This window comes from Caldicellulosiruptor morganii (assembly GCF_026810225.1).
GTDB lineage: Bacteria > Bacillota > Thermoanaerobacteria > Caldicellulosiruptorales > Caldicellulosiruptoraceae > Caldicellulosiruptor > Caldicellulosiruptor morganii.
Genome location: NZ_CP113865.1, coordinates 2,263,079 through 2,287,243 on the forward strand (window position 1 = coordinate 2,263,079; position 24,165 = coordinate 2,287,243).

Below are 24,165 nucleotides of genomic sequence, written 5' to 3' on the forward strand. Positions count from 1 at the left end.
GATGAAGAAAGATATAATAATACATGGAGATGTATGGGCGGGCTTAGAATTTATTAAGGATAATTCTGTTAGTGTAGCTATTACATCACCACCATATTGGAAACAGCGTGATTATAATTTCGAAGGACAAATAGGGCAAGAAGAATCTCCAGAAGAATATATAGGTCGTTTAGTTACTATATTCAATAAACTTCGACAAAAACTTAAAGAAGATGGTGTTTTCTTTCTTAATATTGGTGATAAATATTTAAATCAATATGGGAAATCTCATCTTATGATGATCCCATATAGGTTAGCTTATCATATGGTTAAGGATGGTTGGATTTTAGAAGAGATAATAATTTGGTACAAACCAAACCATATGCCATCATCAGTAAAAGATAGATTTACAAATACATACGAACCCATTTTCGTTTTTGCAAAAAGAAAAGAGAATATTTACAAAGATTTCTATAAAAGAGAAAAAAAGAGCGTTGTAGAAATACCTTTGCAGCAAACACCATGGAAGCATACAGCTGTGTATCCAGAAAATTTAGTCCAAGAAATGTTAGAACGGGTAAATCTAAATAATGGAGATATAGTATTAGATCCTTTTGCAGGAACGGGTACTACAGGAATAGTTGTTAAAAATCTAAGGAATGGTTTTTTAAGTAAAGAAGTTTATTCTATTATGATTGAAAAGGGTAATGAATTTGTGAAAATAATTAAAGAAAGAGTTGGTATTGAGAATATTATTCAAGTGAGAGAAATACCTTATACATGGCACTCAGCAAAAGAGGAAAATCTACCTAGCAATATAGATTCTCTTCCTTTAGTGAACGACAAACATGGGGAGGTACATATAGCACAAAATTACGAAGAATTTTTATCTATTTTAAAAGGAATGTGTACAAAAGAATTTAAAAATTTTCATCGGGAAGATGCTATTTATTTTGTAGGTGTTAAAGAATGGAATTTACAATCGCTATATTATGTGCACGCTGTATATAAATATGGATATGTAGTGAGGAACATGCTGGTTGTTTCTAATGGTAGTAAATGGTATCCCATTTTTATGTTGTCGCGCGATACTACAAAAGTGGCATATAAATTTTATCTTGATAGAGTACGAATAAATCCAAAAATAAAGGAAGAAAGAGATTGGACTAAAGAAGAATTTATTGGCATGAAGGTTCGCGATATTTCTGGAAAGACTTCAAGAGAAGGACAGGTAATGGAAATTTTAGACAAATATCCAGACGAATTTCCTAAGATTATTGTTGTTCAGTGGAATGGAGAAGCCTCTATTGAATTCGTCATGCATCCGGAAAAAGATGAATTTTTAATGGAAGGGTTAAGATTCTTTTGCCCAAGATGTAATAATGAATTGATAGATCCTTATGATCCAATAGGAAAAAACATTTGTTCCTTCTGCGGATTAGAACTTTGGATAAATGTAGAAACTATTCCTATTATAAAAGAACCACAAGAAATTTTGGAGTACGTTAATGATTTAGAAAAAAGTGATTACTTAGTAGGACAGATTGTAGATGTAGTAGATTTCAAAATCAAAAAAAATGGGTCTTTTAGTAAATTTCATTCACTTGACAGAATTAATTGGGGAGCATCTCCAGGTGCAAGGAAACTAGTTGAAGGAGAATACTTTACAAAAATGCGTCTTTATAGAATAGATCAACCTATTGTAGCTCAATATCTAACGTTACTTAGGAAATCCAAGAACATGCGTATTCAAGATGTGATAAGTAAATTTCCAAAAGAATATTATCATACGGTCGGACATTGGTTTAGAAAGGATTTCGGAGGGTCTATCCCTATACCTGAAGATATTAAATTGCTCAAAAAAGTATTTAATATTCATGATGGTTTACTAAGAATTTTAGAAAGAACTGCTTTAAAATTTCAAACAGTAAAAACCTCAGTTAAAGGTAAAAATCCAGGAGACTATATCAAGAATAAAAATGATGAAGAATTAAGTACTTTTCTTAAAAAATTATACGTTCCTTCAACCGAATATCTACTTACTATGTGTAAAAAATGAAGAAAATTTTAGCAAAGAAAAGTATATATAAAAATGAACGATGTTAACGTAGAGTTTAAATTTTTGAATAAATTCTAAATTGCAATATTAAATGCAACATTTTTAGATGGAACTGGAATTATAACTTGATTAAAGCAGCAACTTTGTATGATATTAGTTGCTAATATATGCCAGCTTTCCTATAGGAAAGCTGGTGGCTGCCATTTTGTACTATATTTTCCTCTATCTATATACGCCACCTCCTATGCCTCTACCAAAAACTTTTCTATCACTTCTATTTCGCATATCTCCTTCATCTCCACTAAAAAACCTTTCTATACTGCTCTTGTAGTTGAATATCCGATTGGGAATCCTGTTGTACCACTCTTGCACCCTCTTTATTGCTTTTTTCGATATCTCTCTTATCTATTTACCCTTAGGTAAAAAACACTTTATCAATCCATTCAAACGCTGAGACTTGTCAAGAATTTTGTGTATCCAATTCATAGCGTAAATTGAAAAGCTGTAAGATTTCGTAAGTATGATGTTTAATAAGTGGTACTCCATTTTTCCGTTTACCTCGCTTAAAGTTCTTTCTTTGAAAGCAAAGTTCTCAAGAATTTCTGTTGATTGAAAATATCCACCCGATTTCATTCTTATTTTCTCAATTATGCTATTTATGCCATCAAACTGCACAAGTGCGTAAATATGCTTTCTAATTTCCTCAGGATATTTTATATAAGCAAAGTAATATTCAGCTTTATCTAAAAGTCCTTTTAAAAAGCGAGGATATTTTAGGTGTGTATTCATTGCAAAGTTGGTTAAAAGCAGAAACAGCTTCATCAATATCAGAAGAAGATAATCTTATTTTTTCTAATTCTTTATTGAATTTTGAGCTATCTTCTTTTGTCATATGTCGTTTTACGTTACGTTGTAGGTGGACAAAAGCAAACTCAAGATCGGCATAAGGATAAGCGATTTTAATAGTATCTATGATACCAGGGACGTCATCGCTTACAATTTATTTTTGACTTTTTTCAGCCTCCTTGTATAGTTTTGTATTTTCAACTAATATCATACACAGTTTGAAGCTATGGCTACAATATTTATTGCCCCTGTTGCATTTAATTTTACAAACAAACAAAAAATTTCAAAAGCTTTTTGTTTTGCTTTTTCAGAAAAGATTAATTATAATTTTTGTCAGGCAAATTTTGAAGCTATAAAAGGCGGGTAAAAACAATATGATATTCATTGTCACTGCTTACCATCAGGAAGCAAGGGCTTTGATAAAGCATTTTAGCCTTAAGAAACTATATGAACCTTCAAAATTTCAGATTTTCACCGGCAATGACATTATCCTGATAGAAAGCCGGCAGGGAATTGTAAAAAGCAGCATTGCTACCACATTTGCCCTGACAAGCTTTAAAGCAGCAAAAATGGATATTGCACTTAACATTGGAATCTGCGGTGCAAAAGAAAATACATTCACAAAAGGCGATGGAATCCTGTGCAACAAAATAATAAACCATCATTCCAAAAAGAGATTTTATCCTGACATTTTAATAAATCACAGCATGAAAGAGGCAACACTTGAAAGTTTTATGCATCCTGTGAAAAAAGAAAGCCTCCCACCAGACATTGAAGGTGATATTGTGGACATGGAAGGTGCAGGATTTTTTGAAGCAGCTTCTTTATTTTTGCCACCTCACAATATTCACTGTATCAAAATTGTCCACGATTTTCTTGACTTTGAAAATATAAATCCCGCTGAGGTTGAAAATCTGATAGAGCAAGGTATTCCTTACATAGAAGATATAATAAATTCTCTTTCAAGATTGAACTGTGAATTTTCAGACAACCTGCCTGAGCCTGATGATATACATCTTCTGGTAAACAAATTAAAAGATAACTTAAAGCTTACAGCATATATGAAAAATGAGCTTGAAGATTTGCTAAAAGGCTATTTTGTGCGACATAAAAAGCTTCCAGAGGAGCTATTTGATTTTCTTAACATATCCAGCATTAAATCTAAAAAGGAGGTAAAAGAACACTTTGACAGACTCAAAAAAATCCTTCTTGGCTAAGCACTTTTCACACGTGTACATTGAAAAAGAGGTATTTTCACACCCGATAACAGAACAAATATTAGAAAAACTGGCAAATCCACAGATTGTTAGAATTGATAACTACAGAGAAGTCTTTAACAGAAGCAATCAGAGCTTCTTTTTGCAGGAAAAGAGCAAAAAGCTCATACTTGCGAAAAAATATGGTGAATTTCTCTATCCTGGACCCTCGGTCTGTCACAGCTTTGGATATGAAAACTTCTATTACACAAGCAATATTCTAAACTGCATTTATAGCTGTGAGTATTGCTTTCTGAAAGGCATGTATCGGTCTGCAAATATAGTTGTATTTGTAAATATTGAAGACTACTTTAATGAGATTGACAGGATTTTAGAAAACAAATTCCTTTATATCTCTGTATCTTACGAATCAGACCTTTTAGCACTCGAAGGCATTGTGCCATTTTCATCTGCGTGGATTGAATATGCAAAGGAAAAACAAAATCTGATGATTGAAATCAGAACAAAAAGCGCCAATTTCAAAGCCCTGGAGAAATTGCCCCCGCAGCAAAACGTCATTCTTGCATGGACACTCTCGCCACAGGAAATCATTGAAAAGTATGAACACACAACTCCATCTCTTTTTGCACGACTTTCTGCAATTAAAAAAGCAATAGAAAACGGCTGGAAAGTAAGGCTCTGTTTTGACCCGGTTTTATACATAGAAGACTGGAAAACAATCTATGAAAATTTCATAAATACTGTCTTTGAAGAACTTAACCCCGAAAAGATACTGGACATATCTGTGGGTGTGTTCAGAATCTCAAAAGATTACCTAAAAAGTATGAAAAGGGCATTTTCAAATGAGATCACTGCATTTTTGTATGAAGAAGCAGAACACGTATGCACCTATCCAAAATGGCTAAAGGAAGATATGATGGCTGCCTTAATCTCAAGGCTTGAACATTTTTTGCCTTCTTATAAAATCTTTGTGGTATAATGACAGCAAGAGTTTGGAAAAAGACCTGAGCTGCAAAGGATGTGTCCATATTACTTTTCCCTGAAAAACCCACCAGGGTCTCTCTTTTTAAAGACCTTATATACAGACTTTGCCCGGGATAAAAACGCGGCTGAAAATGCCCGAAAAGACCAAAAAATTGAACAATTTACTTAAGAAGTACAAAAACAAAGGGTAACCACTCCTTTGTAGATGGAGCAGTTACCCTGATTTTTTACGGTTTTTGCATAGCTGCAATGTAGCTGTAGAAAATGAATTTGTAACATTATTCTAAAGCCTCAAAACCCTTTAAAACAAATGGCGCGCCCAGGAGGATTCGAACCCCCGACCTACGGATTAGAAGTCCGTTGCTCTATCCAGCTGAGCTATGGGCGCATTTAAATGGTGCGCCATTAGGGACTCGAACCCCAGACCCGCTGATTAAGAGTCAGCTGCTCTACCAACTGAGCTAATGGCGCACCTGTAAATTTTATATTCAAATTAAATGGAGCTGGCGATGGGACTCGAACCCGCAACCTGCCGATTACAAGTCGGCTGCTCTACCGATTGAGCTACGCCAGCACCATTTTTTTGCTTTAAGTGGTGGAGGGGGTTGGATTCGAACCAACGAAGCCTGCGGCAACAGATTTACAGTCTGCCCCCTTTGGCCACTTGGGTACCCCTCCACATTTTTGCTCAAACCATATTTTTTGAAGCCGACAATTTTGTATTTTAGCATATAAAATTGTCCGCTGTCAAGCCTTTTTTTGCTCATGGTCGGGGTGAGAGGACTTGAACCTCCGGCCCCATGGTCCCAAACCACGTGCTCTACCAAGCTGAGCTACACCCCGCCATCAGCATTAATATGATAACATCATTTTTGGTTTTAGTCAAGAGGAAAGCTGCAGGAATTTTTTTACTTCTCTGTTTTCTGCTATGCATGATATAATTAAAAATAGTCTACAATGCAAATCAAAACAACAGTATTTGGGGGAAGAAAGCAGATGCAGCATATATTCAGCAAAGTTAGAAAAGCTGTTGAAGATTTTGATATGATAGAAGACGGTGACAGAATTGCAGTTGGTGTTTCTGCTGGAAAGGACAGCCTTACCATGCTCTATACTTTGAGCTTTATGAGAAGGTTTTATCCAAAAAAATTTGAGGTTGTGGCAATTACAGTTGATATGGGGATTGAAGGCATGGATTTTTCGCCAGTAAAAGAATTTTGTGATAGAATAAATGTTGAATTTCACCTTGTGCCATCACAGATAAAACAGATTGTGTTTGATATCAGAAAAGAAGAAAATCCCTGCTCACTGTGTGCAAACCTTCGACGCGGGATATTGAACTCAACAGCAAAAAGCCTTGGTTGCAGCAAGGTTGCGCTGGGACATCACCTGGATGATGTGGTTGAAACATTTTTCTTAAGTCTTTTTTACGAAGGAAGGATATACTGTTTTTCGCCAAAGACATATCTTGACAGAACTCAAATTACAACAATCAGACCCATGATTTATCTAAAAGAGCATGAATTGAGGTCAGCTGCAAAAAAGCTTGAGCTTCCTGTTATTACAAATCCATGCCCTGCAAACGGTAAAACTAACAGGCAGAGAATGAAAGAGTTTGTAAAAAGCTTGAAACAATTTCACCCGGCAACCAAGGACCTTATATTCAATGCTATCAAAAGAGGCATATGGGGATTGAAGGATTAAGCAGCGCCTATTTTTTACTAAAATGGTGGAGGTATTTTAACATGAAAAGATTTTTTGGCTTTGTTTCACTTGCAACCATTGTGTCAATTTTTATATCAGCATTTGCAAAGCCACATACAGAAATCTTGAGATTCAAAACAGTGCAGCAGATAGCTCCTCGCACATACTATGAAAAGTATGAACTTTTGACCGATGAGGGGTTTGTGGATATAAACTGTATAAAACTTGACCTTATAGATGGTGGTTTTGACTTTGATGTTTTGAAAGCAAACATTGCAAACACAGGCAATTTTGTTTACAACATGGTTTACAGGCAAAGCGACAGAAACCCGGTTGCGGCAATAAATGCAAACTTCTTTTATACAAACACCAGAACAGATTACAACAGGATCTGGCCGATTGGAATTTCTGTATCAGGCGGCAGGATTTTATCTTCGCCAAATAACAGACAAAACACCTTCCCTGCTTTTGTGTACACAACCTCAAATGAAATTCTGTTTGATTATATTAACGGTCTTTCATATAAGCTTGTAAATGTAGCTACTGGTTATGAATTCAAGATTGCACATGTAAACAAGTTCACAGGCGATTTGACATACCCCATTCTGTTCACAGGCGAGTATGTTCAAAAAACCATTGGAAACAGGTACAGGGGAATTGTGGAGATTATCATAAAAGATGGAATCATCAAAGAAATCAGAGAACAGGCCCCTGCTATTGATTTAGACAAAAGCGAGTACCTTCTGGCAGCAACAGGAAACTACGCAAAAAGCTTGCTGAAAAACTTTAAAACCGGCGACAGGGTGGAAATCAAAATAGACCTTTCTTTCCCTCTTGAAAAAATCAAAGCTGCGGCATCCGGAAATACATTTTTGTTGAAAGATGGGAAAATCCCGGCCTTTACTCATGAGATTGCCGGAAGACACCCGCGCAGTGCAATTGGGATTGACAAAACCTCAAGATACCTGTATTTTGTTTCGGTTGATGGGCGAAACGGGAAAAGCATTGGACTTACGCAAACAGAGCTTGCAGGTTTTTTACAATCAATAGGAATCTGGACGGCTATAAACCTTGATGGCGGCGATTCTACACAGCTTGTGGCAAAGGACAATGATGGCACTTTAAAAGCATTTTACAACAGAGGAGACACCCGGAAGGTTTTTGACTCAATAGCAGCTTTTTATAAATACACAGATGATAAAATTGCCACGTTTTATATAGACTGCCCTGACAGGGTCTTTGCAGGCGAGGAGTATCCTGTAAAGGTATATGCAAAGGACAGATTCTACAATACAATTACCTATGATGCTGTTTATTTAAAAGTTTATCAGGATGCTTACGAGATAGACATAAAAGATGGAGTATTCACCCCTTACAAAGACGGAGTTGTTACAATATCCTGTGTCTACGAAGATGTGTATTATAAAGCTTTTGCACAGAAGAAGATTTCGGTGTACAGACCAGAAATCCTGGACACAGACAAAAAGCAGCTCTACCTTTTGCCCGGTGAGTCAGCAAACTTAAGGTTTTATATAAAAGACAGACTCGGGCATTTTGAAGAGATAGACCCGGGGAAAGTTCAGGCAGAAGAAAATCCCGCTTTTGAGTTCAAAGATGGAGTTTTTAGAGCAAAATCTGACTTCCAGGGTTTTGTAACATTTACTTACAAAGACCTAAAATGCAGTTTACCTGTTGGGATAGGTCAAACAACAAAGCTTCTTCGGTCGTTTGACTACCTTGCCTTTGACTTTCCAAAAGGTGTTTCGATGTTTCTTTCATCCAAAAACAGGACACAGGGAAAATATTCAAACAAGATATATTTCAGCTCTCTAACAAAAGGCAAAAGCTTTAAGCTTAAATTTAAAACCCCTGTTGACCTTACAAGTGTAAATGAAATTTCATTCGACCTGTGCGCAAAAAATGTCAGGGTTTATTTTGGCTTCAGGATGCCGGATGGTACTCAAAAAGAGGTTGAAATAAATAGTCTCAAAAGCGATAACTTCAAAAGCTATTCCCTGAATGTGGAAAGCTACAAAACCTTGGAGTATATCTCAGTTGCTTTACAGAATACACAGGGCTATATCTGGATTGACAATCTCACAGGCAGCATTGTAAATCTACCTCCTGTTGAAGATATAAAGCAGTACGTTGCAAAGTTCAGTACAAATCTTGCAAAGACATCTGTTATTTTCCTGACAGGAGGTTTTGAAAATCTGCCAGGTGATATCAAGAAAAAAGTTGAATCCAACCTTGGGAGCTATTTGAAATACTACAGTCTTGAAAAGGAAAATCCACCCTATGAAAAGAATGAAAAGTTCAATATAGTATTTTTAAAAACCAGAAGCGGTTCAGTTCTGGATTTTTCATTTTATCAGTGGATCAGAATAAAAAATTTGTCAGCTGAGAAAAAACCACTGATTGTTGTTTTAGACATTCCGTTTGAAAGACTCAATCAAAACGAAAAGGGTATGCTCATAAGACTTTTAAAATCAAGAAAAGCACCGTCAATGATTATCTGCCAAACAGGCGACTACACCCGTGTAGAAAGATATGATACTCTTTACATCGGCTATGCATCATCAAATAAACTTCTTGCAAAATCAAGTACAAAAAGTGTAAACCTCGCATGTGATGTTGAAAAAGGCTACATTTACCTTGCAAGAGGATACTGAAATATAAAATAAAAGTCTCAAAATATAGTTTATTGAGAGCATACCCGTGTATGGTATATTGACTTTTAAGCTTATAGCAGCTATAATATTTAATGATAGATAAAAGATGTATATGGGGGTATATGGTATGCCATTTTATGATTTGAGATGCAAAGAATGTGGAGAAGAATTTAATACATGGGCATCCATCCAGCAGAGGGAAAACAAAGAAATTGAGTGTCCAAACTGTCACAGCCGCGAGCTTGAGCCTGTTTTCAAAAATGTCAACTTTATTGTATCTTCAAAATCATACGACAGTGGCTCTTCATGCTCAAGTGGATGTTGTGGAGGATCCTGCGGATTTTAAAACCGGGGCAATCCTGAGAAAAGGGGTTGCCCCTTTGTTTTTTCTATAGCCATTCCCAATTTTAATATTATCAATAAAATTTTAACAAAAATTTGTGCATTTTTTATATTGCTTTTTTTTGATAGTATGATACTATACGATTGCCTAAAAATTACATAAATAAGGAGTGAGGGGTATGAGTGTTAAAACTACTAACAATTATAATTTGAATAAAAATCATTACACAACTTCTCATTCAGTCCAGTCCAATAACTTAAGTAAAAATGTTTCCGCCCAAAGTATATCTCAAAGCCACTACATTGCAGCAAAAAATAATACCAAAAGCATTGCATCCCCCAATAATTTTTACAAAGTTTCTACCACTTCAACTGTAATAGGATCTGTAAAGTCGACACAACCAAATCAGCAAATTTCAATTTCTATAAAAACAAACAATAGCAACAATACATCCAACCATACAATAAAAGCTGCTGACAGACCTGAATTAGTAATTACAAAATATGACCCCAAAAAACACTCAAATGTTCAAAACTCAAACAAAAGTTTTAAAGATCAGAAAGGGATAAAAGCAAACCTTTCTGTAAATGCTGAAAATACTGTTATTGAAAAACATCTAAAACTGGGGGTTTTTGAAATTGACTATTCATTGTCAGAAAACTTTAAGAATGAAAAAACTCTGGTAATAAAGAAAGGCAAATCTTACTCCACCACTGAAGGAGAATTGACTGTCGGGAAAGATGGTGTAAAAGGTAGTATAAATATGGGGAATTTAAGTGGGGAAATCATTGATAAAAATAAAACTGGAGTAAAATTGACAACAGCAAAATCTAAGATTATAGGTATAACATTCGAAGCAGGTGCAGGGGTTGAAAAAGGAAAAGCATATGCAAAGCTAACCTTAAGCAAGGAACAAACATCAACAACACCGGAAATCCAACAGGAAATCAAAGCAAGTGTAGATTATGATAAACTTAAAAAAACAGGCAAGAAAATTGGCGAAGCGATGGGAAGAGCAGCTGCAATAGCAGGTGGAGTAGCTTATTCTTTGACAGTCGAAGGTTATGTTGAAGGGTGGAAAAAAGAAGGTATCAAAGGTGTTGTAAAAGAACTTGGTAAAGATGCTGCAAGTATAATTCTGACAAGAGGTGCTGGTAAAATTCTTAAAGGAGTTAAAGTTTTGCGAAAAGCACCGAAGCTTGCTCACTGAAAAATTTAAATATATAATTAAAAAAGATTTTTTGCTTTGAGGGGGTAATCTCGGGCTGTGAACTTCTTGAAAACCAAAAAGATAAGAATTTTAGTCTTTTTTATTGTCCTGAGCTATCTTGTTTTGATTTTAAGTTTAATGATTTCAACAGGGTTTCTGAAAATTATCTATATCGCTCCTCCAGATAAAGTGTTTACAAATTATTCTGATGAAGCCATCTGGAACCAAATAAACGAAAGACTGTATTCAGGAGATGCTAATTCATGGGCACTTGCCAGGTATTTAATAAACAAAGGTGATGTGGCTGGCTACCAGTGGATGTGTGAAATCTATAATTTTATGGTAGAACCCTACGGCAATCCTGTTGTTGCAAAAATCATCGGAGAAGAAGGGTTTAAGAAAATTGGACAAAACACTAAAATTGTAGATTTAATTTATCTATATCAAAATTTAGCAGAAGCTTATTTTGTTCTGGGTATATATTTTAACGGCATGGATAAAAAAGCCTACAAGCTGGCCAAAAGTGCTATTGATCTAAATAGTTTAAGTACATTTGAAATCAAGGCTAGAAGTGCTGAAGACAGTCTTCGAATTTTAAATGCAATTGACTTGTTGAATGGCAAATATGATGAAGTATACAATCGTTCACTACAACACATAAATAGTAATGGTTTACACTTTAATGGCTGGCTGGGTGTATTTTTTTCATCATTGTATGCGCATAAAAAAGATAAGCTGGCAGAAGTCATTGATGCTGCACAAAAAGTTCTTCAAATACTCAAAACAAAAGCAGCCACGCCAGACTCAGAACAAGAAGATTACAGAAATTATTATGATTTGTTTTCGAGTATTTGCAATGTTTTCAATGTTTTTTACTACATAGAAACAAAAAATTTTGATAAAGCAAAAGAGGCATATGAAATGTTAAAGAAAGATGATATAAAGTTTGACCCTGAAAACGGGATATATTCACAATACTATACCTTCTATGCAGCTGCATATTATTGCTATGCAACCGGTGATATAACCTCAGCAATAGATTACATGATAAAACTCTTTTCAATACCAACTTTAACCTTTCCGGAAACCTACTATGAACCTGGTATTTTGAAATTGGCTAAAGAACTGAAAATAGATATAAAGAAGATTAGAGATTTTGACAAAGATATAGAGAGCTGGAAAAATAAATTCTGGCCGGTTGACAGAAAGAAATACAAGCCTCTTTTTGATAAGGAACTTAAAAATCTTTTAAAATACAAAAGAACATGGTGAGAAAATATGATTTATAACATTGAATATAAATTCAGTAACGCTAATTTTATCTTTGCCATCTTTGAAACAAATGATGGCAAAGATTTTTTCCTGCCCCTTGAAAAATCTTCAGATGACATTTGGACAGCTCAGATTGACCTTGCACCAGGCATTTATTACTATCAGCTTATTATTGACAACACAATAAAACTTCCTCATCCCTCCGCACCTATGTTACTTTTAAATGAAAAACAAGAAGTTGTGTCATGTGTGATCCTGACTGAAGATTTGTTTTTCCTCACATACGAATTTGAACCATCCATTATGATTTATGATTATAGAATCTGCTGCAAACTGGATGGAAGAACAACCGAAAAGAAAGTTTTTAAAAAAACTGACAAATATGTATCAGTTGAAATTGAGTTGAAGAATATTATTGGTTTCCACGACGTAAGCATAGTTTGGCAAAAGCCTGACAGAAGCTTCTTTTACCAGACAAAATGCCCTGTCTGGAATTTCAATGAAAAAGATCAATCACCAGTTATTCAAGAACATTCAATAGATATATCTGGCGAACATATTTCACCTGGCAGATGGAATTTTCTGTTGTTTATTGATGAAGTCTTTATTCTGTCTGATGAATTTTTTATAGAAAACACTTTTTGTTATTATGCACCCTATTCTATAATGAACTTTTAATCATTATTAACAATTTTTTGTCTACCAGTTAATTTCGGTATATCTTCAGAAATGATAATAAGTTTGTATATACAGTCTAAAAGTATTTATTTTGTTAAATATAAACCTTCATTGCAAAAGTTCAAAAATCCTGCGGATTTTAAAACCGGGGCAATCCTGCTTTAAAGTACAGGGTTGCCCCTTTGTTTTTTCATCTTTTGTGCGGTATAATTTAAGAAAAAAAGATTTCTTGAAAACCTCAAATCTTTCAGGGTGAGATACAATGTATAGGATATTTTGCGAAAGCTATTACAACTACATGAAAATCTTTGAAAACAAAGAAGCAAAGGATGAATACAGGTACAAAATTGCCAGAGTGTTTGAACTGATTGCAGAGCCTCAAAAGTTTCGTCAGGAAAAATTCAAAAACTCTGAAACTTACCAGAACCTCTGTGATCTTTTGTATTACATGAAAGAAAATATCAACAGGTACCCTAAATTCAAGGCCTTTCTGTGGACACTTGAATCCCGTCAAATTGAGCCGGTTTACTTTGGCAAAACTCCTGAAAATGTACTCAAGCAGCAGGCAGATCTTGCGAACATGTTTTTAAATCTTGTTTACTGGGAATAATCTTTATGTTTTTCAAAAATAAAAAAGGACCTCATCGGTTTTTCCCGAATCAGTCCTTCTTATCAGCTTCTTTTATCCTCTTTACATAGGTAGAAGCAGAAAGACCTGCTATCTGTCCTTCTCCAACTGCCTTTGCCACCTGATAAGGTCTTCCAACAACGTCCCCTGCTGCAAAAAGTCCCTCAATTGAGGTTTGCATGTTCTTGTCAACTTTTATATACCCTTCTTCGGTAAATTCCAGCCCATAAATCAACTGGTCTGCCGGCATGGTTTTTCTTATTATGAATATCCCGTCGACATTCAAAATCCTGTCTTCAAGCTCTACTGCATTTACAAAGTCCTCGCCATGCACACCTTTCGGTCTTGACAAAACCACCTCAACATTGTCCTTAAAGTGAAATTCATCCTTTTTATAAAGCGGAATATAGTAAAGCTTTTTGGCAAGCTCAGACAAATACTCTGCCTCTTCCTCAGCCTCAGCAGACTCTCCAACAACCGCTATGACTCTTCCTTTATAGAGCATTCCATCGCACACCGCACAATAGCTAATTCCCCTTCCCACAAACTCAGCTTCATTTTCAAGAAGGGTCTTCTTTGGCGTGCCTATCGCCAGAATCACCGAATAAGCTTCGTAAAACTCATTATTGGCATTTATTGTAAAAATATTTTCTGATTTGTAGAAGTTTATAACCTTTTTTCGGACAATCTCAATATTGTACTTTGCAGCATGGTCATAAAAGCTTTGTAAAAGCTCTTTGCCAGAGACTCCAAAAAAGCCAAGATAGTTATTCACCTCGGGCGCTCTGTAAATGCTCGAATCCTCTTCCTTGGTTGTAAAAACAATTACACTTCTGTTTGTCTGAGCAAGATTTACGGCAGCAGAAAGCCCGGCCGGTCCCGCACCAATTATCGCACAATCATAAATCATCTTTCAAATCACCCCTATAATATTATACCCCTATTGGGTATATTTTAAAAGTACTTTTTTAAACTTTCAAAAACTCCTCAATGTCAATAACAAATATCACAGCACCGCCCTGTTCTATTTTTTGCTTGCTGACAAAAAACAGAGTCTGCAGCGCAGGTGGCAGGGTGCTTTTACAAACTTCCTTTCGCTCAGAGACATTTTTTCTGATCAGTTCAATTATCTCATCCACCCTATCATCCTCAGCACCAATCATGAATGTAACAGTGCCCCTGTTCAAAAAACCGCCTGTTGAATAGATAATGGTTGCCTGAACGCCATTTTCTACAAGCGCAAGATTTACTTTGTTTTTGTCTGTATCAGAGACAATTACCAGCAATAATTTCATACCCCAATTCTCCTTTTTTCTAAGCATTGAATTGACTTAATATTATTTTACCACATTTTTCTTTTGAAAACTGCATCTTTCAATTTGTTGTTAGCAAATGCAAATTTGGTGGTATAATTAATAGAGTGTGAAAAAACCTTATAGTAAGGAGATGGCAGAGACATGCTTGAAATTGTTGACCTTCACGTTGAGGTCGGGTCAAAAGAGATTTTAAAAGGGGTTTCTCTGACAATCCCAGATGGTGAGACTCATATTCTGTTTGGACCAAACGGCAGTGGGAAAACCACTCTTATGATGAGTATAATGGGTCTTCCCAAATATAAAATCACATCCGGAAAGATTGTCTTCAATGGCATTGACATAACATACATGCCAACGCACGAAAGGGCAAAGCTTGGCATTGGAATGATGTTTCAAAAACCTCCTGCCATAAGAGGCGTTGAGCTAAAAAAACTTTCTGAAATTATAAAATCTCTGAGAAACACTGACATAGATGTAGACGAATATGCAAAGATTTTGAACTTAGAGGAACATCTATCAAGAGAAGTAAACTTAGGCTTTTCGGGTGGAGAGATTAAAAGATCTGAGCTTTTGCAGCTTATCTGCCAGAGACCCAGTCTTGTGCTTCTTGATGAGCCAGAGTCGGGTGTTGACCTTGACAATATTAGTCTTCTGGGAAACATGATTAAAAAGCTTCTAAAAGGCGAAAAGGTGAGAAAAAGAAATACTTCCGGCTTGATTGTTACACACACAGGCTACATTCTGGACTATGTTCATGCAGACAAAGGGCATATTCTGATAGATGGAAAGCTTGTGTGCTCGGGTCCGGCCGATGACCTGTTTGAAGAGATCAGGCAAAACGGGTTTGGGAGGTGCGAAGGATGTCTTCAAGACATTATATAGATGAAGAAATTCTGGAGCTGGCAAAAAAAGCAGCTGACAGAAAGGCAGCATTCGGAACAGATGTTGATTTGAGCCAGTTTGAAGAAGCTGAAGAAAAGGAAGAGATAGATGAGCTTTCAAAGCTGCCTGAAGAAATACAAAAGACAATCTTAAATGCAGGAATTGAAATCAAAGAAGAGGGTCGGTCCGGTTCATTTTTGCAACTTGACCACTCTGTTGTTTACAAAAGACTTGCTCAGCGCTACAATGGGCAGCTTGAAATTATGGATATAAACGAGGCTCTTGAAAAGTACCCCGAAGTGCGAGAAAAATACTTCTGGAAGGCAGTAAAACCCGACAGGGACAAATACACCGCATTTTCTGCCATGCACCCTGCCCATGGATATTTTATTAGAGTATTCAAAGGACAAAAGGTTGAAAAGCCCATTCAGGCATGCCTTTTACTTCAGGAAAATGCAAGAATACAAAATGTGCACAATATAGTAATTGTTGAAGAGGGAGCAGAGGTTCAGATAATAAACGGGTGTGCAACGGCGCCAAAGGTAAAAGAGGGACTTCACATTGGAATTTCTGAGTTTTACCTTGAAAAGGGAAGCAAATTGACATTTACAATGGTTCACAACTGGGCAGAGGATTTTTATGTAAGACCCAGAGGAGTTACAATTGTCGAAGATGACGCAGTTTTTATTTCAAACTATGTTCTTCTAAAACCTGTAAAATCCATACAGTCATTCCCCATTGCCATTTTGAAGGGCAAAAACTCTGTTGCGTCTTTTAACTCTCTTTTGTATGGACTCAAAGACTCTGAAATTGACATGGGCTCTCATATAATCTTAGAAGGTGAAAACTCAAGCGGACAGGCAATTTCAAGGGCAATTGTAAAGGACAGGGCAAAGATTTACTCACGCGGAATCTTGGAGGCAAGGCATAACCAGTCACGCGCACACTTAGATTGCCGTGGAATTCTGTTCTCTGAAGAAGGTCTTATGTATGCTGTGCCAGAGCTGCTATCAGCCGGTGCGCCGCAGAGCCACCTTTCACATGAGGCAGCAATAGGTCCGATTGCCGAAGAAGAGGTAGAATACCTGATGTCAAGAGGGCTTTCAAAAGACGAAGCAATATCTTTGATTACCCAGGGCTTTATGGATGTTAAAATTTTGGGGCTTCCAAAACAGCTTGAAAATTATATCCAGGAGCTGATAGTGCAGACGCAGGAGGAGAATATGTAAAAAAAAAAGCGGATGAGCACATTTAATTCTGGTGCTCGTCCGCTTTTTTGTTGCCAGCAGTTTCAAGCAGTCAACTGAATCATTCCTTTTTCTGTTTCTTAACAAAGCAGTAGTTAAGCCATTTTTTAATAGTTTGAAAAAAACAGATAATTTCTGTAAATATCTAATTTGTCTCTACACCACCGCAAACTGGCTCATATAGAGGTTGTAGTAAAACCCTCTCTTTTGCAAAAGCTCTTCATGTGTCCCCTGTTCAACAATCTGTCCATTGTTTATAACCAGAATCAGGTCAGCATTTCTGATTGTGGAGAGCCTGTGAGCTATGACAAAGCTTGTTCTACCCTGCATGAGCTTTAGCATTGCATCTTCTACATGCTTTTCTGTCCTTGTGTCGATATTGCTTGTCGCCTCATCCAAAATCAAGATTGCAGGGCTGGATAAGATTGCCCTTGCTAAAGCCAGAAGCTGTCTTTGTCCCTGGCTCAGGTCTGCACCGCCATCTGTCAGCACTGTTTTGTAGCCGTGTGGCAGGTGTTTTATAAACTCATGGGCGTTTGCAATCTTTGCTGCTTTTATAACCTCATCATCTGTTGCTGTGAGCTTTCCGTAGCGGATATTTTCCATAACAGATTCAGAAAAAAGATATGTGTCCTGAAGCACAATCCCAAGGCTTTTTCTCAGCGACTCTCTTTTTATCTTCCTTATATCAATACCATCTATGAGTATCTGCCCTCTGTCAATGTCATAAAACCTTGTGAGCAGATTTACAATTGTAGTCTTTCCGGCACCGGTTGGACCAACCAGGGCTATCGTCTGCCCAGGTTTTGCATGAAAGCTTACATCTTTTAAAACCATCTCACCTTGTTTGTACGAAAACCACACATTTTTAAACTCAACCTCACCCTTGATACTTGCAAGCTCAATAGCATCTTTTTCATTTTCCTTTTCTTTCTCCTCGTCCATTATCTCAAACACCCTTTCTGCTGCAGCAAAGGCAGACTGAAGCTGGTTGAACTGGTTTGCAAGCTCATTCAAAGGGCGGACAAACTGTCTTGCGTACTGAACAAAGCTTGCAATCACCCCCACAGAGACACTTCCTTTCAAAGCTAAATACCCGCCTGCAGCTGCAACAATTATGAAAGCAAAGTTGTTGAGCATATTCATAAGCGGCGGAATTACACCGGATAGAATTTGCGCTTTTGTGCCAACCCGGGTCAAATCCCTGTTTATTTCAATAAACTTATTTATTTCTTTTTCCTCTCTTGTGAACACCTTGATAACCTTTTGACCAGTGATGTCCTCCTCAATAATCCCATTGAGCTTCCCGAGCAGTTTCTGGTTTTGCGAAAAGTATTTTCTTGTGTTTTTAGCAATCAGGTTTGTCAGAAAGAACATAAGCGGCACAACCAGAAGCGTGCAGGCTGTCAGGATGGGGCTTATCAATAGCATTACAATGGCTGAACCAACAAGTGTAATTGTGCTTGAGAAAATTGAAGTCACACTTGCATTGACTGTGTTGTTGACAACGTCAATATCATTTGTAAGCCTGCTCATCAAATCGCCATGAGCACGGGTATCAAATATCTTTACAGGAAGTCTCTGGAGCTTTGCAAACATGTCATTTCGTATATTAAATACAACCTGCTGGGAAATCTTCATCATCCCATATCCCTGAAGATAAGCAAAAACAGAGTTCAGAACATACAGCAGCACCATTGCAAATATTACATACACAAGCCCGGCAAATTTTCCGGGTACAATATAGTCGTCAATTGCTTTTTTTATCAAAAGAGGTGAGACTACGGAGATAATTGAGCTTATAAATATCAGAAAAAACACTCCGGCAAGCATTGATTTATAGCTGCTAAAATATTTCCAGAGCCTTCTCAGTGTATTTCTCAAATCTTTTGGTTTTGCAGAAGGATGAGAAAATCTGTGCCCCGGTCCTCTGCCGGGTGCGGGGCCAGGACCAAAAGCAGGTGGTGGTGTTTGCACCTCTTTTCTTCTTTCATCAGGCAATTTCCTTCTCCCCCTCTCCCATCTGTGTTGAATAAATCTCCTGGTAAATCGGGCAGCTTTTCAAAAGCTCTTCATGCCTGCCCTGTGCAACAATCTTCCCACCATCCATAACCAGAATCTTATCTGCGTGTTTTATAGAAGATATTCTCTGGGCAATTATAAATGTTGTTGTGCCTTTGACATACTCTTTCAGTGCTGCCTGAATTCTCTTTTCTGTTGCCATGTCAACAGCCGATGTGCAGTCGTCCAAAATGAGTATCTTTGGCTTTTTTAAGATAGCCCTTGCAATGGAGATTCTCTGTTTTTGCCCGCCTGAAAGATTCACACCTCGTTCAGACACCTCTGTGTCATAGCCCTTTTCAAAGCTCATTATAAAGTCATGAGCCTGGGCAGCTTTTGCTGCTTCAATTATCTGATCCATTGTTGCATCTTCATTTCCCCATGCAATGTTGTCCTTTATAGTTCCTGTAAAAAGAATGGTGTCCTGCAACACAACGCTGATACTTTTCCTTAAAACAGTAACATCATAATCTCTGACATCTATATCATCAATCAGAACCTCACCTTCTGTTGCATCATAAAGCCTTGGAATAAGACTTACCAAAGTGGATTTTCCAGAGCCTGTTGTGCCAATTATCCCAACAACTTCACCCGGCTCTGCAACAAAAGAGATTCCCTCAAGCGCAGGACTGCTTTCTTCTTCATTGTAACAGAATGTGACATTTCTGAACTCTACCTTTCCCTTTTTTATTGGAGTTGTAATTGCCCCATCTTTGTTTTTGATGTCAATCTCACAGCTTAAAACCTCATTTATTCTCTCGGTAGACGCGCTTGCCCTTGTGATAAACAAAAAGATATTGCCTATCATCATCAAAGAAAATAGAATCTGGGTGGTGTAATTGATGAACGCCATAAGCTGACCAACCTGCATGGTTGATGCCTTTACATGAAGTCCGCCAAACCAGACAACCCCAACCATGCTCATGTTCATGACAAGCATAAAAAGCGGTGTTGTAAAAACAATCAGCCCGAACGCTTGAACAGACACATCAAGCAGCTCCCTGTTTGCCTTTAAAAACCTTGACTTTTCATGTTCATGCCTGACAAATGCCTTTACAAGCCGAGCCCCAAGCAAATTTTCACGCATAACCGCATTGACCCTGTCTATTTACTTTTGGAGAGCTGAAAACAAAGGGAAACTCCTTTTTACCATAAAGTAAAATATCAGGATAACAAATGGTATTGCAACAAATAGCACCAATGAAAGCCTGGGGTTTATCATAACCGCCATAACAAGCCCGCCAATGAACAAAAAAGGGGCTCTCACAACAATTCTCAAAGACATCATGACAATATTTTGCATCTGCATAACATCGTTTGTAAGTCTTGTAATGAGCGTCTCAGGCTTGAATCTGTCAATGTTTTTGAAAGAAAATGCCATAACCTTTTTGAACAGGTCATTTCTCAAATCAAAGGCAAAGTTCTGACTTGCAATGCTTGAAAAAACCACACATCCCCCGCCGCCAATCATTCCAATGAGCGCTGCCAAAATCATCAAAAGCCCGGTTTTGAATATGTAGCTCATGTTGCCAGTTTTCAAGCCCACATCTATAATCCTTTCTAAAAATCTTGGCTGCATAAGGTCCATTGCAACTTCCAGTAGCATAAAAAGCGGAGCTAAAAGTGTGGCTTTCCAGTACGGCTTTAAATATCGAAAAAGCTTGAACATTTCTTTAATTGCCCTCCCTCTGCTTGCAGCAATCTGCCATCTTCAAAACAAGCTTTTTTAGCCTCTTTAGAACATACCAGAGCTCTTCTATCTCATCGTGCGAAAGCCTTTCCAGTCTTTTTTTAAGATTTTGATTTAGCCAGTTTGTGTGAAGCAAAACCAGTTCTCTTCCCTTTGGTGTGAGCTGAATGATTGAGATTCTCCTGTCATTTTCCTGGGAATTTTTAATAACATAACCTTCTGAGATTAGCCTTTCAATAAGAGGTGTCATATTGGGTGCAGATACAGAAAGCCTCTTTGATATCTCGCTTATTGACATTGGTCCAAAGTCATCAATCAGATGAAGAATGTGCATATATCTTGGTCCTAAGCCATACTCTTCAGTAAACTCATCTTTTTTGAAGATATTTTTCATAAGCATAGGAAATATGGAAAGCATATTCTCAGCAATTTCATTTACAACTTTTTCGTTTATTTCCAACATCTTTGCCTCCTTCAAAAAATCATTTTTAAGTTGAGTTTGAATTTTCCGGCGTGAAATAATATAATAATCAAAAGTGATTCTGATTAATATTTTTTTAAAAAGGTTGAGATCTGTCTATCGATTATTAAATTATAAATTTTAAAAATTTAAAGCCTTATTTTAACGTATACTGCTGCGGCAAATATTATATTTTCATAAGTATTATACTCCTTTTTAAAACTATAAGTCAAAAATTTTTTGGAGAAGGGAGAAAAGCTTTAAATGACAGGTCTTGGAACAATTGTAAACACTGCTGCGGTAATAGCCGGGTCAATTATAGGAATAATTTTAAGACATGGCATTCCTGAAAGGTTCAAAAACACAATAATGCAGGCAATCTCTCTTTCTGTAATCTTTATTGGAATCTCGGGGGTTCTTCAGGGAATTTTCAAGATACTTTCCGGAGGTAAGATTGACAGGCAGTATATAATGCTGATGATATTTTCCTTGATTATTGGCGGTATTGTGGGTGAGCTTTTGAAAATAGAGGATTTTTTGGATAGCCTGGGTGAGAGGATAAAATCTTCTCTTGGCAGTCGAATTAGAAGTGAAAATAGCAGGTTTACAGAAGGCTTTGTAACAGCAAGCCTGGTTTTTTGTGTTGGTGCTATGGCAATTGTTGGCTCGCTTGAAGATGGGCTTAACCACAACTTTAGCATTCTGTTTGCAAAGTCAATCTTAGATGGAGTGAGCTCTATAATTTTTGCTGCAACAATGGGAATTGGTGTGATGTTCTCAGGCGCAGTGATTTTATTTTACCAGGGTTCAATCACACTGCTTGCAAATTTTTTAAAGCCTCTTTTGACAGATGTGGTAATTGCTCAAACATCCATGGTGGGGTCTGTGTTGATATTTGCAATCGGGCTTAATATGCTTGGCATCTCAAAAATAAAGGTGGGAAATCTGCTTCCAGCAATTTTTGTACCCATGCTCTGGTATTTAATTACAACACTGTTCAGATAATAAACAGTCTGGTTTATTCAAAAGGAAGGGGCTCTGGCATTTTTTTTGCCTGAAAGAGCCCCTTCCAAAATCTATGTTAAAAGGAGGAGTCCCTGCTTTTGTTTTTTACTATAAATAATTTATATACTAAATCTTTTACGAAAGTATAAATAGTTGGTTAAAAAATTGTAAACAATCTGTTAAAATATAAGGCAAAACTGCATTGTTAAATTTCTACTTGCGTTTTTTTATTTTTTGTTTTATTATATAATTAAATTCTTATTTATTTAAAAAGGGGAATGCTGAATTGGTAAAGGATGAAGCTCTTGCAAAGTTATTCAAGGCACTATCGCATCCTCTTCGCATAAAGATTGTAAAAATACTGCTGGACGGTGAAAAGTGCGTATGTGAGCTAAACCAGCTTGTTGAGTACTCTCAGCCCAATCTTTCACAGCATCTTAAAATCTTAAAAGATGCAGGAGTTGTGGAGACTCAAAAACGGGGCTTAAACATACATTACAGAATTAAAAATGAATATGTAAACATTCTTTTAAAAGACGCAGAAAAGATTATCCTTTCGAATTTGCAGTCTCTAACAGAGGTTTAGTACCATGCACATTGTTTTAAAATTTTGAAAGGTGGGAGAATAAGTTGTTTTATCCCGTTCAGAAATTTGCTGACTTTGTTGTTTTTAAACTTCTAAATATCAGGCAGGGTACAAAGCTTGCATCAGCACTTAATTTTTTCATATTTGATACAATCAAGATCTTCATTCTGCTGTTTATAATTGTCTTTGTTATAACCTTTATAAGAAGCTATTTTTCGCCCGAAAAGACACGTAGCATGCTTGCCAGGAGCAAAGGCAAAACCTTTCTGACTCACATTTTGGCAGCACTTTTTGGAATTGTAACACCATTTTGTTCATGTTCTGCCGTGCCACTTTTCATCGGATTTGTTGAAGCAGGAATCCCCCTTGGTGTTACATTTTCATACTTGATTGCAGCACCGATGGTAAATGAGGTTGCGCTGGGGCTTCTTTATGCAAACTTTGGTCTTAAGATTGCTTTGATTTACATCATTTCGGGTGAGATAATCGCTATCATAAGCGGCATTATTATAGGAAAGCTTGGACTTGAAAAATATGTAGAAGATTATGTGTTCAGGATTAAAGTTGGGAATGTGCAGGAGTTTGAAGAAAAGAAAACCATGAAGATGCGATTGAAAGAAACATTAAACTTCACCCTGGAACTTATAAAAAAGGTGTGGGTTTATGTTGTTGTTGGTATAGGCATAGGTGCATGGATGCATGGATATATACCGGCCGGAGCACTTGCTTCTCTTGCAGGAAGGCACAATCCTTTTGCTGTGTTTATTGCAACATTGATTGGTATACCTCTTTATTCAAATGCAGCGGGGATAATTCCTCTTGTCAGTGAGTTCAGACGTCTTGGAGTTTCAATGGGAACTTCACTGGCTTTCATGATGAGCGTAACCGCTCTTTCTCTTCCTGAGATGATACTTTTAAGAAGAGTTTTAAAACCAAAGCTCCTTGCTGTGTTTGTTGCAATTGTTGGCTCTGGGATAATTCTGACAGGTTATCTTTTTAATATAATACTTGGCTAAAATAATCTTGAAAGGAGAGGTTTTGAGTATGATAGTAAAAATTCTTGGCGGCGGGTGTGCAAATTGCAAGAAGCTTATGGAAAATGCAAAAAAGGCAGCTGAAGAACTTGGAATTTCAGCTCAATTTGAAGAGGTCAAAGACTACGAAAAGATTCTTGGTTATGGCGTTATGAGAACACCTGCTCTTGTTGTAAATGAAAAGGTGATGTTTTCAGGAAGGGTTGCAGGAGTTGAAGAGATAAAAAAGATTCTGAAAAAGGAAAATGCTTAAAAAAGTTCAAAAGACCGCCGGTACAACTTTTAAAAGAGG

General features: G+C 36.8%; 21 protein-coding genes, 5 tRNA genes and 2 pseudogenes. 16 read left to right on the top strand and 12 right to left on the bottom strand.

Translation table 11 applies throughout. The features are described 5' to 3' along the window. Position 1: 1 nt before the first annotated feature. A complete protein-coding gene (locus tag OTK00_RS11110) occupies positions 2 to 2,038 on the top strand; it encodes a DNA-methyltransferase (protein ID WP_052670815.1) in 2,037 nt (678 codons plus the stop codon). A 222-nt stretch (positions 2,039 to 2,260) separates the two neighbouring features. Here OTK00_RS11110 and OTK00_RS11115 read toward each other — a convergent pair whose 3' ends face one another. Together OTK00_RS11115 and OTK00_RS12315 are read right to left on the bottom strand one after the other, a co-directional pair. After that, the gene (locus OTK00_RS11115; protein ID WP_157841002.1) at positions 2,261 to 2,410 is read right to left on the bottom strand and encodes a hypothetical protein; all 150 of its coding nucleotides are present in this window, start codon (positions 2,408 to 2,410) and stop codon (positions 2,261 to 2,263) included. A gap of 88 nt (positions 2,411 to 2,498) precedes the next feature. Then, positions 2,499 to 3,038: pseudogene (locus OTK00_RS12315) on the bottom strand (transposase); the annotation flags it as partial. 220 nt (positions 3,039 to 3,258) lie between these two features. Here OTK00_RS12315 and OTK00_RS11125 point away from each other — a divergent pair. Both OTK00_RS11125 and OTK00_RS11130 read left to right on the top strand, forming a co-directional pair. Next, positions 3,259 to 4,101 carry a 5'-methylthioadenosine/S-adenosylhomocysteine nucleosidase family protein gene (locus OTK00_RS11125; RefSeq protein WP_045168777.1) on the top strand — a complete coding sequence of 281 codons (843 nt, stop codon included), beginning with the start codon at positions 3,259 to 3,261 and terminating at the stop codon, positions 4,099 to 4,101. After that, positions 4,070 to 5,080 carry an SPL family radical SAM protein gene (locus OTK00_RS11130; protein WP_045168776.1) on the top strand — a complete coding sequence of 337 codons (1,011 nt, stop codon included), beginning with the start codon at positions 4,070 to 4,072 and terminating at the stop codon, positions 5,078 to 5,080. The genes OTK00_RS11125 and OTK00_RS11130 overlap by 32 nt, the downstream gene beginning before the upstream one ends. A gap of 316 nt (positions 5,081 to 5,396) precedes the next feature. On the opposite strand, the gene OTK00_RS11135 is transcribed toward OTK00_RS11130, so the two are convergent. The 5 genes from OTK00_RS11135 to OTK00_RS11155 form a co-directional block, all read right to left on the bottom strand. Next, positions 5,397 to 5,473, bottom strand: a tRNA-Arg gene (locus tag OTK00_RS11135). 7 nt (positions 5,474 to 5,480) lie between these two features. Then, positions 5,481 to 5,556: transfer RNA gene (locus OTK00_RS11140), tRNA-Lys, on the bottom strand. A 27-nt stretch (positions 5,557 to 5,583) separates the two neighbouring features. Further along, a tRNA-Thr gene (locus OTK00_RS11145) sits at positions 5,584 to 5,659 on the bottom strand. 19 nt (positions 5,660 to 5,678) lie between these two features. Further along, positions 5,679 to 5,763: transfer RNA gene (locus OTK00_RS11150), tRNA-Tyr, on the bottom strand. Positions 5,764 to 5,851: 88 nt separating this feature from the next. Then, a tRNA-Pro gene (locus OTK00_RS11155) sits at positions 5,852 to 5,928 on the bottom strand. Between the two features lie 153 nt (positions 5,929 to 6,081). On the opposite strand from OTK00_RS11155, the gene OTK00_RS11160 reads away from it, so the two are divergent. The 7 genes from OTK00_RS11160 (at position 6,082) to OTK00_RS11190 (ending at position 13,574) form a co-directional block, all read left to right on the top strand. Next, a complete protein-coding gene (locus tag OTK00_RS11160) occupies positions 6,082 to 6,789 on the top strand; it encodes a tRNA 2-thiocytidine biosynthesis TtcA family protein (protein WP_045168775.1) in 708 nt (235 codons plus the stop codon). 41 nt (positions 6,790 to 6,830) lie between these two features. Beyond that, positions 6,831 to 9,461, top strand: coding sequence for a phosphodiester glycosidase family protein (locus OTK00_RS11165; RefSeq protein ID WP_045168774.1), 2,631 nt, complete (start codon positions 6,831 to 6,833; stop codon positions 9,459 to 9,461). 127 nt (positions 9,462 to 9,588) lie between these two features. Beyond that, positions 9,589 to 9,807: an FmdB family zinc ribbon protein gene (locus tag OTK00_RS11170; RefSeq protein WP_045168773.1), complete on the top strand. Its 219-nt coding sequence runs from the start codon at positions 9,589 to 9,591 to the stop codon at positions 9,805 to 9,807. A gap of 175 nt (positions 9,808 to 9,982) precedes the next feature. Continuing rightward, positions 9,983 to 11,014 (top strand): hypothetical protein, encoded by a 1,032-nt coding sequence (locus OTK00_RS11175; protein WP_045168772.1) that lies wholly within the window; start codon positions 9,983 to 9,985, stop codon positions 11,012 to 11,014. A gap of 57 nt (positions 11,015 to 11,071) precedes the next feature. Continuing rightward, positions 11,072 to 12,286: a hypothetical protein gene (locus OTK00_RS11180; protein ID WP_045168771.1), complete on the top strand. Its 1,215-nt coding sequence runs from the start codon at positions 11,072 to 11,074 to the stop codon at positions 12,284 to 12,286. A gap of 6 nt (positions 12,287 to 12,292) precedes the next feature. Continuing rightward, positions 12,293 to 12,964 carry a hypothetical protein gene (locus OTK00_RS11185; RefSeq protein ID WP_045168770.1) on the top strand — a complete coding sequence of 224 codons (672 nt, stop codon included), beginning with the start codon at positions 12,293 to 12,295 and terminating at the stop codon, positions 12,962 to 12,964. 262 nt (positions 12,965 to 13,226) lie between these two features. Next, a complete protein-coding gene (locus OTK00_RS11190; RefSeq protein WP_045168769.1) occupies positions 13,227 to 13,574 on the top strand; it encodes a hypothetical protein in 348 nt (115 codons plus the stop codon). A gap of 49 nt (positions 13,575 to 13,623) precedes the next feature. Here the strand turns inward: OTK00_RS11190 and OTK00_RS11195 are convergent, their stop codons facing one another. Further along, complete coding sequence (locus tag OTK00_RS11195; RefSeq protein ID WP_045168768.1) at positions 13,624 to 14,502, bottom strand: NAD(P)/FAD-dependent oxidoreductase; 879 nt, start codon at positions 14,500 to 14,502, stop codon at positions 13,624 to 13,626. A 58-nt stretch (positions 14,503 to 14,560) separates the two neighbouring features. Then, positions 14,561 to 14,887 carry a cyclic-di-AMP receptor gene (locus OTK00_RS11200; protein WP_045168767.1) on the bottom strand — a complete coding sequence of 109 codons (327 nt, stop codon included), beginning with the start codon at positions 14,885 to 14,887 and terminating at the stop codon, positions 14,561 to 14,563. Positions 14,888 to 15,049: 162 nt separating this feature from the next. On the opposite strand from OTK00_RS11200, the gene OTK00_RS11205 reads away from it, so the two are divergent. Both OTK00_RS11205 and OTK00_RS11210 read left to right on the top strand, forming a co-directional pair. Next, positions 15,050 to 15,790 carry an ABC transporter ATP-binding protein gene (locus tag OTK00_RS11205; RefSeq protein ID WP_045168766.1) on the top strand — a complete coding sequence of 247 codons (741 nt, stop codon included), beginning with the start codon at positions 15,050 to 15,052 and terminating at the stop codon, positions 15,788 to 15,790. Continuing rightward, a complete protein-coding gene (locus OTK00_RS11210) occupies positions 15,769 to 17,019 on the top strand; it encodes a SufB/SufD family protein (protein ID WP_045168765.1) in 1,251 nt (416 codons plus the stop codon). Before OTK00_RS11205 ends, OTK00_RS11210 begins: the two co-directional genes overlap by 22 nt. Positions 17,020 to 17,193: 174 nt before the next feature. On the opposite strand, the gene OTK00_RS11215 is transcribed toward OTK00_RS11210, so the two are convergent. From OTK00_RS11215 to OTK00_RS11225, 3 genes and pseudogenes are all read right to left on the bottom strand, one after another. Continuing rightward, positions 17,194 to 19,038 carry an ABC transporter ATP-binding protein gene (locus OTK00_RS11215; RefSeq protein ID WP_045168764.1) on the bottom strand — a complete coding sequence of 615 codons (1,845 nt, stop codon included), beginning with the start codon at positions 19,036 to 19,038 and terminating at the stop codon, positions 17,194 to 17,196. After that, a pseudogene (locus OTK00_RS11220) lies at positions 19,031 to 20,767 on the bottom strand (ABC transporter ATP-binding protein). Before OTK00_RS11220 ends, OTK00_RS11215 begins: the two are co-directional and overlap by 8 nt. A gap of 4 nt (positions 20,768 to 20,771) precedes the next feature. Continuing rightward, a complete protein-coding gene (locus OTK00_RS11225) occupies positions 20,772 to 21,248 on the bottom strand; it encodes a MarR family winged helix-turn-helix transcriptional regulator (protein WP_045170063.1) in 477 nt (158 codons plus the stop codon). A gap of 264 nt (positions 21,249 to 21,512) precedes the next feature. On the opposite strand from OTK00_RS11225, the gene OTK00_RS11230 reads away from it, so the two are divergent. The 4 genes from OTK00_RS11230 to OTK00_RS11245 all read left to right on the top strand — a co-directional run bounded on the left by OTK00_RS11230 (position 21,513) and on the right by OTK00_RS11245 (position 24,126). Beyond that, on the top strand, positions 21,513 to 22,253 hold the full coding sequence (locus OTK00_RS11230) for a DUF554 domain-containing protein (RefSeq protein ID WP_045168763.1): 741 nt from the start codon (positions 21,513 to 21,515) through the stop codon (positions 22,251 to 22,253). A 286-nt stretch (positions 22,254 to 22,539) separates the two neighbouring features. Further along, positions 22,540 to 22,839, top strand: coding sequence for an ArsR/SmtB family transcription factor (locus tag OTK00_RS11235; RefSeq protein WP_045168762.1), 300 nt, complete (start codon positions 22,540 to 22,542; stop codon positions 22,837 to 22,839). 44 nt (positions 22,840 to 22,883) lie between these two features. Further along, positions 22,884 to 23,855, top strand: coding sequence for a permease (locus tag OTK00_RS11240; protein ID WP_045168761.1), 972 nt, complete (start codon positions 22,884 to 22,886; stop codon positions 23,853 to 23,855). Between the two features lie 28 nt (positions 23,856 to 23,883). Beyond that, positions 23,884 to 24,126 carry a thioredoxin family protein gene (locus tag OTK00_RS11245; protein WP_045168760.1) on the top strand — a complete coding sequence of 81 codons (243 nt, stop codon included), beginning with the start codon at positions 23,884 to 23,886 and terminating at the stop codon, positions 24,124 to 24,126. Positions 24,127 to 24,165 lie beyond the last annotated feature (39 nt).